This is a genomic window from Nocardia jiangxiensis NBRC 101359, assembly GCF_000308615.1.
GTDB classification, from domain to species: Bacteria; Actinomycetota; Actinomycetes; order Mycobacteriales; family Mycobacteriaceae; genus Nocardia; species Nocardia jiangxiensis.
The window spans coordinates 1-14,010 of sequence record NZ_BAGB01000153.1 but is presented as its reverse complement, the minus strand read 5'-3'; the positions used below and the strand labels follow the sequence as shown (position 1 = coordinate 14,010).

The window sequence follows — 14,010 nt, the reverse complement described above, 5'->3', positions numbered from 1 at the left end:
GTCACCGGTGCCCGAGCTGAGCGGACAGCCACGCCAGCATGTCCCGGCGGCTGCGCCGGCTCAGGTCGGTGCCGGTCGCTCGCCGATCGAGTCCGTGCGGGCCACCGGCGTAGAGGTGTAACTCGGTGGGAACTCCTGCCTGATAGAGACGTTGCGCAAATTCGACGTTCTCGTCACAGATGACGTCGGCAGTCCCGACCGAGATGAACGTCGGCGGCAGGCCGGACAAGTCTGTTGCACGCGCAATGGCCGCATCTGCCGGAATCTGATCGGTGCCGTACAGATCACCGAGGTAGGAACGCCAACCGAGCGCATTGCTGACCGCATCCCACACCGGGACATTCTGCCACGTACTGGATACGGTCAGCTGACGATCGTCGATCATCGGGTAGGCCAGCAGTTGGAAGGCGATCGGCAGGCTACCAACTTCGCGGGCCCGCACTGCGAGGGCCGCCGCCATGCCACCTCCGGCGCTCGTACCCATCATGCCGATGCGCGTCGGATCGATGCCGAGATCCTCGGCGTGATCGAATATCCAACTGAGCCCAGCGAAGCAGTCGTCGATCGGGCCGGGATAGCTGGTTTCGGGTGCCAGGCGGTAATCGACCGACACACCGATCACCCCGAGCTGGGGAACCCACTTGTCGAAGCGCTGGTCCTCGACCTCGTAGTTGCCGAGGATGTAACCCCCGCCATGAATCGCGAAGAGACAAGGCAGGGGCCGATCCACTCCCCTCGGACGATGGACGCGCATAACAACGTTCGGAGCACCCGCCGGACCGGGGACGGCGACGTCCATCCGCGCGACAGCATCCGACAGCGCGACATGCCGTGCCGCCGCAAGCATTGTCGAACGAATCTCGGGGATATCGGCCGCTGCGAGACCTTTCAGCAGCATGGGATCGCTGGAAATGGACTCGGCGATCTGCGGATCAACAGCTGGTGCCGTACTCATGGGCCGGATGCTAACAATCAGCCGTCGACATCATTGTGATGCACACCACTTACCGAAGGTTGCCCGAGAAGAAGGACGCCAGCCGTTCGAGCGCCGGTCCGACGTACTGTTCCTTGTCGTACAGATCCACGTGACTCGCACCCTCGATCCAGTGAATCTCTTTGGGGCCCACTGCTTTCTGGAATGCCTCGACACTCATCCAGGCGGTGACCGCACGGGTGCCCGCGATCAGCAATGTCGGGCGCTGCCCGATCAACGGCACCGCGGCGAAGGCATCGAAGATCGCCATCTTGTCGATGCTGGTCCAGTCGAAGAAGCGGGCTGAACGCGGGTGCTGCGCACGGTCGGTGCGGTAGTAATCGAACCCTTCGGCACCGTGCGCGCCACCGAGAGCAGCGGCCTGTGCAACAGTGTCCGGGAACAGGATGAGCGGATCGGGCTTGTCACCGTTCGCCGCGACAGTCCGCGCCTGCGCCGCGGCATCCAGCATGCCCTGGAAGACCGCGGGATCCTGTGCGCCGTCCGCCCCGAACCGGAACTGACGGGCGATATCCACCCCGCACACCGTCGCCACCGCTTTCACCCGATGATCGCTTCCCGTCGCGGTTAGGGCGTAACCGCCGGAGGCACAGATGCCGAGTGCACCGATTCGATCGGCGTCCACTTCGGAGCGGGTCGTCAGATGGGAAACCGCGGCCTTGAGATCCTCGACCCGCTGCGCCGGATCTTCCAGACCACGCGGCTCCCCACCGCTCTCCCCTTGATAGGCCGCATCGAAAGTCATTGTTACAAAACCCTTTTCAGCCAGCCTAGCGGCGTACAGTCCAGCCGTCTGTTCCTTGACACTGCCACCGGGGTGGCCGACGACTATAGCGGGCGAAGCGCCCTCGACAGTCGAATCCGGCAGGTAGAGCTCACCAGCGACAGGGATGCCGGCGCTATCGAAGGTGACGCTGATCTTGGTCACAGGAATTCTCCGTCCGTTGATGGTCGAGAGTCCACACTCTGTGGGCTCGGTCCTCGGCAGGTGCCGAGGCGTAATTCCACAGTCGCGGTCCGCGGACCCGCGCAACAGTGCCGAGCATTTGCCTGGCCAAGATCTTGGCCCTCCAACTCCACGGCCCGCCGAGGCCAGAATGGAGTCATGTCCTCCACCACCGACTCGGGCAGGCTCGGCGAGTTCCTCAAAGCTTGCCGCGCTCAGCTCACACCGCACGATGTCGGGCTTCCCGAAACGCGCGGCCGACGCAAGGTTGCGGGTCTGCGCCGCGCCGAGGTGGCTCAGCTCGCCGCCATCAGCGTGGAGTACTACACCCGCCTCGAGCAAGGCCGCGTGCAGGCTTCGGCAACGGTGCTGAGCACACTCGCCCACGCCCTGCGAATGAGCGAAGACCAGCAGACGTACCTCTACCGGACGGCCGGAAAGTCCGACTCTAAGCCGCGACGCCGCCGTTCGCCGCAGCGCCCGCGGCCCGCCATGCGACGGCTACTCGATCAGCTCACCGATACTCCGGCCGTCGTCCTCGGCAAACGGCTCGACATTCTGGATTGGAACAGCGGCGCGATCGCACTGTATGGGAACTTTGCCGAAGTCCCTGCGCCCCAACGGAACTACGTCTACATGATGTTCACCGATCGGCATTTCCGCAACCTGCACCTGCACTGGGAACACGACGCGCGCGTCGCCGTGTCGGCGCTGCGCATGGAGGCCGCACAGGACGCCGAGGATCCCGAACTCGCCCGGCTCGTCGGCGAACTCTCCGTCCGCGACGAGGACTTCCGGACCTGGTGGGCCGAACACGCGGTCGACAGCGCCAGTTTCGGCACCAAAAGCTACCGGCATCCGCTCGTCGGCGAGATCACCCTCGACTGCGACACCTGGGCCAGCCCGGACGGATCCGGCCAGCGTCTGATGATCCTCACCTGCGAACCCGGTACCCCGTCACACGACGCACTGCACATCCTCCTGTCCTGGAACCAGCAGAGCCCGACCGCAGAGACCGAAGAGATTCAGCCCCAATGACCGACTGGACACCCGATGAACTCGCGGCACTCACACATTCCCGATCGCTGATCCTCATCACCGGATCCACCTCGGATCCAGGGGTGGAACTCGGAATGGTGCTGGTCGACGGCGTGCTCTACGTTCGTGCCCATCGCGGCCCGGCTTCCCGATGGTATCGGCAGGTCGTGGCGCGCACGTCCGGGCGGATCAGCGTCGCATCCCTGACACGAAGCGTGTCGATCAGTGCGAGCAGGGCTTCCACCGATGCCCTCGACGATGCCTACCGCGCCAAATACGGCGCTGCCGCCGCCCTCGTCACCACGCCACCGGCGCGAGCCGCAACTCTGCGGATGGTTCCGGCCTGACGAGCCCCCGCGCCCGGGGAATTGAGCGCAATTGATGTCGGATCGACAGTAGGCGCGCCGGCAAGTGGCTCCGATAGAGCCGATCTCGACGAACAACAACGCACTCGACGACTACCTGAATGCGAACGTCCTGGAAGGTCTAGAGCCGGACCTGCTGGACTTCCTGCCGGCAACCTGCGTCACGACTCGGATCTGAAGCGATCTAGCGAACGCACTGACCGGTAGTGCACTCGGACAGCACTTCCTGGAGGACATCGAGCGGCGAGGGCTGTTCCTGCAGCGTGACGACAATGCCGGATGGTTACGGTCCGAGCACGCCGCAGTGACACAGCCGGTGCTGCTCGTCTACTCGCCGAAGACTCGGATCTCGCCCGGAACTCGATCTTCCGCGATTGACCGAGCGGATCCGGCTGGGATCCCCGATCTTCAAGCACGACCACACAGCAATCCTGGAAGAGCCCGGCGACGAGCAAGCAGCCGATCGCATCGGAGTCTTTGCGCGAGAGTTGCAGGAAGACATTACAATTCGGCTGCTCTTGGCCGATTCCGATCCGGCCGCGATCGATCGGGCGTGCGCGGGCAGAAAAGTTAGTCCGGTCCACTTCCGGCCACGATCGTCCGCGCACAGCACGCGCCACCCAATTGCTCTGGGCCGCAGCGCTTGCCGAGGACAGACAGCAGACCGTGCGTGCCGCTCAGGCCGCGACGCCGGCCCTCATTTGCTGTGCCGAACTGCAGTTGACTCGCTACGTGACCGACGAGGGTGAACCGCTCGGCCGGCTGCTCGACGACTGCTACCGCAACCCGGCACTGGTCCCCGTCCGGACCGCGCGAATTTCTCCGCCACCTCCTCGAACTGTTGCACAACGTGCCCGGTGCGAGTTAACATCTGCTGAGGTGTAAGACACCTTCACGGAGTACGACGCAAAACCGTGGCTCCCAAAATCCTTAGTATTTGTCTGCATTTACTGTTCGGCGTATTGCCCAGCGCGTCGATCAGGGCAGGCAGCCTGTTGTGCACCATCGCCCCTCCGGCAGCGCGACTGCACATGCCCGTTGCGGCCAGGGCTGCCCTATCCATCTGCAGTAGAGGCTCTATTTCGACCGGTGTCCAGGAGAATCCCACGTGCCTGAAAAAAAGTTCAACGATATTATCATGCAGGAGGCATCGGAACCGATCGCGCAGTGGCGCATCGGAGATGTCATCGTCACGAAGGTCACCGAAACCGAAATGCTCCGTTCGATCACAGCATCACTGCCGAACGCAGATATCGATACCGTGCAATCGACGCTGTGGCTCACCGAACAATTTTCTCTCGAAGAAAATCACATTCGATTCAGCTTCCACTCGTTGATCATCGAGACAGCATCGCGAAATATATTGGTCGACACCTGCTTCGGAAACGACAAGAAACGGCCGTCGATGGACTATTGCAGCCACTTGAATCTCCCCTTTCTCGAACGCCTGGAGCAGGCGGGGTTCACCCGCAGCTCGATCGACACCGTCGTATGCACGCATTTTCACGCCGACCATATCGGCTGGAATACCACTCGCACCGAGACCGGCTGGGAGCCGACCTTTCCCCGCGCTCGCTACATGTTCGCCGGCAAGGAGATCGACTACTGGGCGGACAAGTTTCACGCAGTACCGCACGGCACCCCGACGGACGGAATGACGGCGGCCTTCTTCGATTCCGTTCAGCCGACAATATCCGCGGGACTCGTCGACCGGGTCTCGACAGATCATCGAATCTGCGATGAAGTGCGACTGCTGCCGACTCCGGGACACACGCCCGGCCACGTCAGCGTGGTCATAGAATCGAAGGGAGAATACGGTCTCATTACCGGAGACGCGATACATCACCCCTGTCAACTCGTTCAGCCCCGATGGTCCTCAGGTTTCGACCTCGATTCCGCTCACGCCATGCACGCCCGCACCGACATCCTCGAAACTGCAATCGACACCCACGCACTCCTCATCGGCACGCATTGGGCCGGGCCGACTGCCGGTCGAGTCGAGCACGACGGCAACGCGTATCGGCTGGCTCGATGACACGACAGGCACAGTGAGGAATTCAATATGCTGAGCAATCGATACTCCCTCCTGGGGCGCTCGGGCCTGCGAGTGAGCCCGTTCTGCCTGGGCGCCATGACATTCGGATCCACGAACAAGTTCAACGCTGGTGCCTGGGGCACGGATGAGGAGACCGCCCGAAAGCTGTTCGACCTGTATGTGGATGCCGGCGGAAACTTCGTCGACACGGCTGTCACCTATATGACCGGCCAGAGCGAAGAGCTGGTGGGAGCGTTCATCCGGGACCGCGGACTTCGCGATCGAATAGTGATCGGAACCAAGTTTACACCCAGTACCGACGAACACAATCCAAACGCCAGCGGAAACGGCCGGAAGAATATCCACAGTGCCGTGGAAACCTCGCTGCGCCGCCTCGGCGCAGACTATATCGACCTGTATTGGATGCATTTCTGGGATATGGTCACTCCAGCGGACGAGGTCGTCGGTACTCTCGATGGACTGGTGAAGTCCGGTAAAATCCTTCACTACGGGCTTTCGAACGTACCTGCCTGGTACCTGGCTCAGGCCCACGCGATCGCCACCCGCAGCGGCAAAGAGCGGCCGATTGCATTACAGATGGAGTACTCACTCGTCTCGCGATACATCGAGCGCGAGCATATTCCTGCGACCCAGGAACTCGGCGTCGGAGTCTGCACCTGGAGCCCGCTCGGATCAGGTTTTCTCAGCGGCAAATACAAATCCCTCGACACGGCTCGTACTGCCGACCACGGCACCGAAGAAGTATCGAAGGGTCGACTCGATACGATGTCCGGGTCTCCGCTGTTCGACCGCAACAAGGAACGCAACTGGCGCATCCTGCAGACACTGCACGAGGTTGCAGCCGAAATGGGCACGCCCCCGGCTCAGGTGGCGCTGGCATGGCTGGCCGGCCGACCTGGCGTTACATCGATCATCCTGGGAGCAACCCGCGTCGAGCAGTTCGTTCAAAATCTCGGCGCCGCAGCGCTCGCCATCCCCGCCGAGTTGCGACAGCGGCTCGATTCCGCGAGTGCGATCGATATCGTTTCACCGCACGAATTCTTCGTAGAGCCGCACAAGTCAATGCTGCGTGGTAAGTTCGACCTCGCTCCGTGGCGGCCGTCATGAATACCGACGAACAAGCCCTGATCGATTTTGCGCTAATATGGGAGCCGTTCGGCGGCCCTCGCAGCGAGGATTTGATGACGACCTTCGGCCTCACACACACGCAATTCAGGGCGCGAGTCGGCGCGATTCTCGCGAATCGTGGGGCCCGGTCCGATCGCCCGTTGCGCCAGCACGCACGATATGTATTGCGCGCCTATCTCTCGACGACGCGACATCCGTCATCCCACAGACCGGTCTGAGAGCACGACGAACCTCCGGCCCCGGAACCACGGCGCACATGTGAGAATCAGTCACATGTCGTCGAAAGGTGCCCCGGGCCCGGCAGAGACGGTGGACCGCGGCGGTCGGCCGCCGTCCACCAGTGCCCGTGAGCTCGCTGAGATCGCGTTGGAGTTGTTCCTGCGCAAGGGGTTCGAGGCGACATCGGTCGACGAAATCGCGGCCGTGGCGGGAGTCAGTCGTCGGACGTTCTTTCGATACTTCTCGACGAAGGCGGACACGCTGTGGGTCGAGTCGGCCGCTGAAGTTCAGCGCTTCCGCGAGCTCCTGGCCGCAGCGCCCCCGGACGAACCATACGACGAGGTGCTCTGCCGAGTCGCACCCCAGGCATTGGACTACCGGCCGGGGAGTTCGTGGGCGCTGCATCGAGCAACGTTGACCCTGACTGTGCCGGAGGTTCAGGAGAAGGCGACATCTCGCCATGCCGCATGGCGCAACGCGGCCACAGAGTTCGTCGCCGATCGCCGTGGCGGCAAGGACCTGATTGCCATCGCGGTCGGTCAGGCCGTGCACGGAGCTACCGTAGGCGCGCACGAGTACTGGGTGAACCACCCGGATGAGGATGTACTCAAGATCATGACAGAGATGCTCCGGCTGCTCATTCCACACCCGACCGACTGACAGCCCGTCGTCCGACCAGCACCGATTCGAAGCTTCATTGATCTATTGGCCGAAAATGGGCCGAACCCTTGCTTTTGTCACTGCGCGACGTTACCCTAATCACAGTTCCGGCACACAGTGACATAACCCCTCGGAACAGGCACCCTCATTATCCCGTGCGAGAGGATTCCACACCCGGCGACATGAGGGATATGCGGCGCAGCCAACTGCCGATCGAACAGATGAAATAGCGCGATGCGCACGTATCAGTGCCCACTAGATCGATCCGCACTCGATACGCGCCCGAAGTCCACACATGCCACAGCAACAGCCTAATAGTCAGGAGAAAAACAATGGAGTTCGCTTTGGGCTGCATGGGGCCGTTGATGGGTGACTTCACCGATTACCGATCCGAACACGACACCTTGATGACGGACATCGAACTCATCAAGATCGCCGACCGATGTGGAATCAAGTACGCGTGGGCGAACGAACACCACGGACTCACGCGCTACTCGCATCTGTCGGCCAGTGAAGTGTTCATTCCATACGCCTTGGCCCAGACGGAACGGATTCATGTCGGGTCGGGCATCTGGCCTTTGAATCCGACAGCGAATCACCCCTACAGGCTAGCCGAGCGTGTGGCAATGGTCGATCACCTCTCGCTCGGCCGATTCGAATTCGGCACGGGCCGCGGCGCAGGATCCTGGGAGGTCGCTACTTTCGGTCTTGAACCGTCCCAGACCAGAGAGAATTGGGATGAGGTAATCTGGGAATTCAAGAAGATGTGGAGCAGTGGCGATCCAAGGATGGGCGGCGGTAAACCGTACTCATTCGAGGGAAAATCGTTCTCAGTGCCGCCTCGCAACGTCATTCCCAAACCGCTCGGCGGTCCTGATACCCACCCGCCCATGTGGGTTGCAGTCGGCAACCTCCCGACATTCGAGAAGGCCGGGCGCCACGGAATCGGCGCACTGGGGTTCGGCTTCATCGTTGCCGGAATGGATGGCATGCGTCCGTATGTGGAAAAATACAAGCAGGCAATCGAGAAGGCGGAGCCGGTCGGCCGGTTCATCAACGATAACTTTGCCCTCTTCACCACCATCCTGTGCATGGAGGACGGCAGAGAAGCGCGTCGGCAGATGGTCAGGGCAGGTCTCAATAAAATGCTCTCGCTCGTATACCTCTATCACGACACGTTCGCCCATCCCGAGGGTGTCAATATTTGGCCGGATGTGGATCCCACGCCGACACTCGAGCAGATCGACGAGTTGATCGAATCGCAATTCCTGATCTGCGGAGACCCGGACGAAGTCGCCGAGCAACTCCAGCCCTACGCCGATATGGGCGTCGACCAAATCGGGTTCCAGCTCCCCATGGACCTGCCCGCAGAGGTTGCCGCAGAGTCTCTTCGAGTGTTCGGCGAGAAGGTTGTGCCCCGATTCGACACCGACCCGGTCCACCGCACCCTCCGGATGCGCTACGGCGCCATGGCCGACAAGATCGCCGCAGACCGCAATCTCGCCGCCACCCCGTTCGACTCCAGCTCGACTCGTTAGAAATCAGGCTCGACATGACCGAACAAACATCCGCGATCGTGACCGGCGCGGCTGCCGGTATCGGCCGGGCAATAGCCACCCGTCTCGCCCATCATGGGTGGTCCGTCCTCGCCGCTGACATCAATCTGAAAACTTTGGATCACTGGGCCGGCGCACTGCCCGGCGTCTCCACCATTCGGGCCGACGTCGCCAGCCCTTCGGACAATCAAGCGATGGTGGACGCCGCGGTCGCTCGGTACGGCCGCCTCGACGCGATCGTTCTCAATGCGGGCGTCATGGCCGCATCATCGATTACCGATATGACAGAGGCCTCGCTGAACAAGCACCTCGACGTCAATCTCAAGGGCCTCTTCTACGGGTTTCGCGCAAGCATCCCCGCCCTCCTGCACAGCCCCCATCCCGCAGCCCTGGTAATCGCCTCGGTCAACGGCCTCGGCGGTGACACCATGATGTCGGAGTATTCGGCCAGCAAGTTCGGGGCCGTCGGTCTCGTCAAGTCCTTGGCTCGCGAGCTCGGCCCCAAGTCGATCCGGGTGAATGCGGTCTGCCCCGGAGCAATCCGCACCGAATTGAGCATCCCGATAGAAAGGGACAACCCCGATCTGTTCGCAAAGATTGCGTCCGTAGTTCCGCTCCGACGCTGGGCTGAACCAGATGAAATCGCAGCCGCAGCAGAGTTTCTTGTGTCTCCCGCCGCCTCGTACATCAACGGCGTCGCCCTGCCGGTAGACGGCGGCGCAAGCGCGGGAAACGGACTTTACCCGCCAGCGGACCCATCCGCCTCATGACCGGCGCTCAATAGCATTATCGGTGCGGCGGCGGCACATCGATGCCTGCACCGGAATCAACTTCCTACTGCCCAGCCAGGGTGATGTCATCGGACATGATTAACCACCCCCGCGTCAAAGGTCTCCATCAGCAAGTGCCGGACCAGACCTGCACGCCGTCGACGGGCGGTGGTGGATGCCAAAACTGCGATAGGGTCGTCCCATCCGTTCACTCCGCCCCGTTCGAGCAGAGCCCGAGAGCAGCTAGCCGCAACGAAACGTCCGCAGAATCACCAAGGCCGCAGGTTGTCGACCTGCGGCCTTGGTACGTCGGTGTAGCTCTCCGAAGAAAGGCTCCGCCGCCAACAAAGTTGTGCGCCGCGAGGTCTTCGGCGACCGAACACCCGCCAGCGCCCTCGTCGGCGTCCACAATCTATTCGATCCCCGGGTGTCTGCTGGAGAGTCAAGCCATCGCCCACCGCAACGCAGGCTGAGCCATTGGACCGACGGATTATGGAAGGCACCGCTCACAGCCACCTCAGCCACGGACGGAACGCCGGCCACCCGCCGAGCGCGTCGGCGTACCACGCCTGCGGAGGACATCTCGCATGCTCAGACCGCAGGAACGCCGCGCCAAGTGACTGGGACTCCGCATGGACATTCGATGCGACCGAACACAACACCGTGCCCTTGGGGTGCAATGCCCGGTTCTATCAGCCGGGAGCATCAGCAGATAATCTGGCTTGTACCCACTGGGATCAGGTCACGAGTAGCCGATGGTCGAAAACGATCCGTTCAAGACGCAATGTGACGTCGGGGCTGACGTCGTCACGGAGTTGAACGCTGTTGGTTTCGAGGACGCCCAGGAAATCGGGCGGGGCGGGTTCGGCCAGGTTTACAGATGCACCCAGCTCTCCGTGGACCGCACGGTGGCGGTGAAGGTCCTCGCCCGCGAGTCCGACGAGAATCGGGAGCGTTTCTTTCGCGAGCAACGGGCGATGGGACGGCTGACGAGTCATCCGAATATCGTCGACATGCTCGAGGTCGGTAAGACCACGAGCGGCCTACTGTTCCTGGTGATGCCCTACCACGCGCACGGCTCCCTCGATGCACACATTCGCCACAACGGTCCATTGTCCCTCGGAGAAGTGCTGCACCTCGGGGTGAAGACCGCGGGTGCACTCGAGACGGCGCATCGGGCGGACGTGCTGCACCGTGATGTCAAGCCGGGAAACATTCTGCTCACCGACTACGGCGAACCTGCGTTGACGGACTTCGGGATCGCCCACATCGTGGGAGGATTCGAGACGGCGACCGGCACGATCACCGGTTCGCCGGCGTTTACCGCGCCTGAGGTTCGCGCCGGTGACGCCCCGAGCCAGGCTTCGGACGCGTACGGTCTGGGAGCCACGTTGTTCTGTGCCCTGACCGGCCATGCGGCTTTCGAACGCTGCAGCGGTGAGCAAGTGGTCGCGCAATTTGTGCGGATCACCGAGCAACCGATCCCCGATCTGCGCAAAAGCGGCGTTCCTGACGACATGTGCATAGTGATCGAGGCGGCGATGTCACGCGACCCGCAAAGCCGCCCAACCGCGGTGGAGTTAGGTCGGCAGCTGCAGCAGGTGCAGCGCAATCACGGTTTCGTGGTCGACCAGATGGCGCTTCGGGGCGAACCGGGAACCACCCACCAATCGGCCGTTACCTCGGTACCTTTGGGGACAGTTGTCGGGAACCTGCCTCTTGAGCTGACCAGTTTTGTCGATCGGAGGTCGCAGGTGGCCGAGGTCAAAAACCTGTTGGCGAGGTCTCGTCTGGTGACTCTGACTGGGATCGGCGGGGTGGGCAAGACCCGGCTCGCGCTGCGAGTCGCGGGTAAGGTGCACCGAGAATTTGCCGACGGCGTGTGGCTGGTCGAGTTGGGTGATCTGCGCGATGCGAGGTTGTTGGCCGATGGGGTGGCTGCCGCCCTCGGTGTGCGAAACCGTGGCTCCCGATCGATGCCTGACGTGCTGGTGGAACTCTTGGCCGCACGTGAGATGCTACTGGTGCTGGACAATTGCGAGCACGTGATCGCAGCGGTCGCGGAGCTGGCCGGGACGCTGCTGCGAGCATGTCCGAACGTCCAGATTCTGGCGACCAGTCGCGAGGCGCTGGACATAGGCGGCGAAGCCGTGTTGGCGGTGCCGCCGTTGGGATTTCCTGACCCGACAAGCGAACCCGCACGGCGGGGGACGACCCGCCACGACGCGGTGACCTTGTTCGCCGAACGCGCCGCCACGGCAGTACCGGGCTTCGAGGTAACCGACAACATCAGGGCCAGCGTGGCCCACATTTGCGCTCGACTGGACGGGTTACCGCTCGCGATCGAGCTTGCCGCAGCACGACTGCGGACGATGACACCCGAACAGATCCTCGCGCGGCTGACCGACCGATACACCCTACTGACTCGAAGTGGCCGGGGCGTGCCGATGCGGCAGCAGACTCTGCGGTGGTGCGTCGGCTGGAGCTACGACCTGTGCACATCGGTCGAGCAGCAGATGTGGCGTCGGATGTCGGTGTTTGCCGGTAGTTTCGAGCTCGACGCGGCCGAGGAGGTATGTGGCGGTGACATCGGCTCATCGGAGTTGCTCGATGCACTGTCTGCGCTGGTGGACAAGTCGATCGTGATCCGCGACGAAACCGACGGCACGATCCGCTTCCGAATGTTCGAGACCGTTCAGGAGTACGGCAGGGGCAAAGCTGAGGACGGCGAAGACTACCTCGAATACATTCGGCGGCATCGGGATTGGTGCGCGCATCTGGCGATACGATCGGAGGCGGAATGGATCGGTCCGCGCCAGGTGCAGTGGGATGCTCGACTCGAAAGAGAACTGCCCAATCTACGGAAAGCACTGGAATTCAGCCTGACAGAATCGAACGATTGCGCGTTGCGGATCACTACCGCGCTCTATCTATTCTGGATGTGGCGTGGACGACTCAGCGAAGGACGCCGCTGGTACGAGCGTGCGCTCGATCTGACAACGGGCGCGCGGACCACCGACCAGGCCAAGGCGCTGCACGAGGCCAGTGTGATGGCCACGGTGCAGGGTGATTTCCCCGCCGCCACCGACAAAGTGGCCAAGCTCGGGCGTTTGGCCGAACAGAATGCCGGGCCGCTGTTCCGAGCCCTGCTCGCCCACTCCGAGGGAAACATCTATCTGGTGGGCGGCGACACTGATCTGGCTCGCGCAGGTCCCCTGCTTGCCGACGCCATCGAAAACTACGAAGCGTCAGGGGACCACAGGCTCGAGCTTGATGCGCTATTTTCGCTCGGATGGGCCTACGCATTGCAGGGTGATACCGCGCAGGCTCTCACATCCCTCGAGAAGGCCCTCGCAATCACCGAATCCGCGGGTGAGACGATGCTTCGTTCGTGGGGGCTGTGGGCAGCGGGATTCTCCGTGTGGCAACGGAGCGAACCCGAGCGCGCAACCCACCTGTTACAGCAAGGGATTCGAGCGGCCCGACTGGTGGCGGATCCGCTTGTCGCTGCCGGCTGCTTGGAGACGCTGGCCTGGGTCACGGCAGAGCAGCACCAAGCGCGACGCGCCGCTGTCTTGATGGGTGCCGCCGATTCATTGGGCCGCGCCGCCGGCAGCTCCGCGTTCATGTTTCGCAAATTGCTCACCTACCGCGAGGGATGCGCCCGCACCAGCCGCACAGCACTCGGAGCGCGAGCATTCGAGGCGGCCCGTCAGCAAGGCACCGCAATGAGTTTCGATGCCGCGGTCGGCTTCGCGCTCGGCGAACACACCGAGGCCCTCGGGCCGAGTCCTCGATCAGCAGGAAATCTGACCAAGCGTGAGCGTCAGGTCGCCGACCTTGTTGCTCAAGGCATGACCAACAAGGCGATCGCCGCCAGGCTCGTGATTTCGCAGCGCACCGCCGCAGGACACGTGGAACATATCCTGACCAAACTGGGATTCACCTCACGCGCACAGATTGCCGTATGGGCCGCCGAGCAGCCTGAATCCTGATTTGCGAAGTGCCTCGACAGTTGCCGAGTAGCCAGCAGAAAACCGAGCAATCGGTTCGATGCTCAGGAGATTTGTCGACTTCGACGATGACGCGTGTGCCTTGCAGGCCCCAGCCAGGTCCGTTCTCCCCTCGCCTGTTAGTAATCAGGGCCCTTCTCATCCCGATTGCATCCACCAAGTGTCGACGTTCACGTTTTTCCCGGTGCCTGCGGTCACGTAATTGGGCAGGTGGTGGGTCCTTGGTGATGTTTTACCCGGCCTCCTTCTTCACGACTTGGCACCA

The 14,010-nt window shown here is 62.4% G+C and carries 10 protein-coding genes and 1 pseudogene; 9 read left to right on the top strand and 2 right to left on the bottom strand.

The window, feature by feature from the left end; translation table 11 throughout:
• Nucleotide 1 precedes the first annotated feature (1 nt).
• Together ON40_RS36355 and ON40_RS36350 are read right to left on the bottom strand one after the other, a co-directional pair.
• Nucleotides 2–955, bottom strand: coding sequence for an alpha/beta hydrolase (locus tag ON40_RS36355; RefSeq protein ID WP_040829884.1), 954 nt, complete (start codon nt 953–955; stop codon nt 2–4).
• Nucleotides 956–1,004: 49 nt separating this feature from the next.
• The gene (locus ON40_RS36350; RefSeq protein WP_444543731.1) at nt 1,005–2,171 is read right to left on the bottom strand and encodes an alpha/beta hydrolase; all 1,167 of its coding nucleotides are present in this window, start codon (nt 2,169–2,171) and stop codon (nt 1,005–1,007) included.
• Between ON40_RS36350 and ON40_RS36345 the strand changes: the two genes are divergently transcribed.
• The 9 genes and pseudogenes from ON40_RS36345 (at nt 2,100) to ON40_RS36305 (ending at nt 13,727) form a co-directional block, all read left to right on the top strand.
• Nucleotides 2,100–2,978: a helix-turn-helix domain-containing protein gene (locus tag ON40_RS36345; protein WP_040829882.1), complete on the top strand. Its 879-nt coding sequence runs from the start codon at nt 2,100–2,102 to the stop codon at nt 2,976–2,978. The two genes, ON40_RS36350 and ON40_RS36345, sit on opposite strands and share 72 nt — an antisense overlap.
• Nucleotides 2,975–3,325: a DUF2255 family protein gene (locus ON40_RS36340; protein WP_040829881.1), complete on the top strand. Its 351-nt coding sequence runs from the start codon at nt 2,975–2,977 to the stop codon at nt 3,323–3,325. Before ON40_RS36345 ends, ON40_RS36340 begins: the two co-directional genes overlap by 4 nt.
• A gap of 211 nt (nt 3,326–3,536) precedes the next feature.
• Nucleotides 3,537–3,917 (top strand): annotated as a pseudogene (locus ON40_RS56590) (hypothetical protein); the annotation flags it as partial.
• A gap of 534 nt (nt 3,918–4,451) precedes the next feature.
• On the top strand, nt 4,452–5,378 hold the full coding sequence (locus ON40_RS36335; protein WP_051194112.1) for an MBL fold metallo-hydrolase: 927 nt from the start codon (nt 4,452–4,454) through the stop codon (nt 5,376–5,378).
• Nucleotides 5,379–5,405: 27 nt separating this feature from the next.
• A complete protein-coding gene (locus ON40_RS36330; protein ID WP_040829880.1) occupies nt 5,406–6,506 on the top strand; it encodes an aldo/keto reductase in 1,101 nt (366 codons plus the stop codon).
• A gap of 294 nt (nt 6,507–6,800) precedes the next feature.
• Nucleotides 6,801–7,406: an acyl-CoA-like ligand-binding transcription factor gene (locus ON40_RS36320; RefSeq protein ID WP_040829878.1), complete on the top strand. Its 606-nt coding sequence runs from the start codon at nt 6,801–6,803 to the stop codon at nt 7,404–7,406.
• 332 nt (nt 7,407–7,738) lie between these two features.
• Complete coding sequence (locus ON40_RS36315; protein WP_218008922.1) at nt 7,739–8,944, top strand: LLM class flavin-dependent oxidoreductase; 1,206 nt, start codon at nt 7,739–7,741, stop codon at nt 8,942–8,944.
• A 14-nt stretch (nt 8,945–8,958) separates the two neighbouring features.
• On the top strand, nt 8,959–9,732 hold the full coding sequence (locus tag ON40_RS36310) for an SDR family NAD(P)-dependent oxidoreductase (RefSeq protein WP_040829876.1): 774 nt from the start codon (nt 8,959–8,961) through the stop codon (nt 9,730–9,732).
• 755 nt (nt 9,733–10,487) lie between these two features.
• Nucleotides 10,488–13,727, top strand: a complete 3,240-nt coding sequence (locus ON40_RS36305; protein WP_040829875.1) for a protein kinase domain-containing protein — start codon at nt 10,488–10,490, stop codon at nt 13,725–13,727.
• Nucleotides 13,728–14,010 lie beyond the last annotated feature (283 nt).

Bases quoted from the DNA above. Each gene is read 5' to 3' on its own strand.
- ON40_RS36355 (WP_040829884.1), bottom strand. From the start codon at position 955: ATGAGTACGGCACCAGCTGTTGATCCGCAGATCGCCGAGTCCATTTCC.
- ON40_RS36345 (WP_040829882.1), top strand. From the start codon at position 2,100: ATGTCCTCCACCACCGACTCGGGCAGGCTCGGCGAGTTCCTCAAAGCT.
- ON40_RS36340 (WP_040829881.1), top strand. From the start codon at position 2,975: ATGACCGACTGGACACCCGATGAACTCGCGGCACTCACACATTCCCGA.
- ON40_RS36330 (WP_040829880.1), top strand. From the start codon at position 5,406: ATGCTGAGCAATCGATACTCCCTCCTGGGGCGCTCGGGCCTGCGAGTG.
- ON40_RS36320 (WP_040829878.1), top strand. From the start codon at position 6,801: ATGTCGTCGAAAGGTGCCCCGGGCCCGGCAGAGACGGTGGACCGCGGC.
- ON40_RS36315 (WP_218008922.1), top strand. From the start codon at position 7,739: ATGGAGTTCGCTTTGGGCTGCATGGGGCCGTTGATGGGTGACTTCACC.
- ON40_RS36310 (WP_040829876.1), top strand. From the start codon at position 8,959: ATGACCGAACAAACATCCGCGATCGTGACCGGCGCGGCTGCCGGTATC.
- ON40_RS36305 (WP_040829875.1), top strand. From the start codon at position 10,488: ATGGTCGAAAACGATCCGTTCAAGACGCAATGTGACGTCGGGGCTGAC.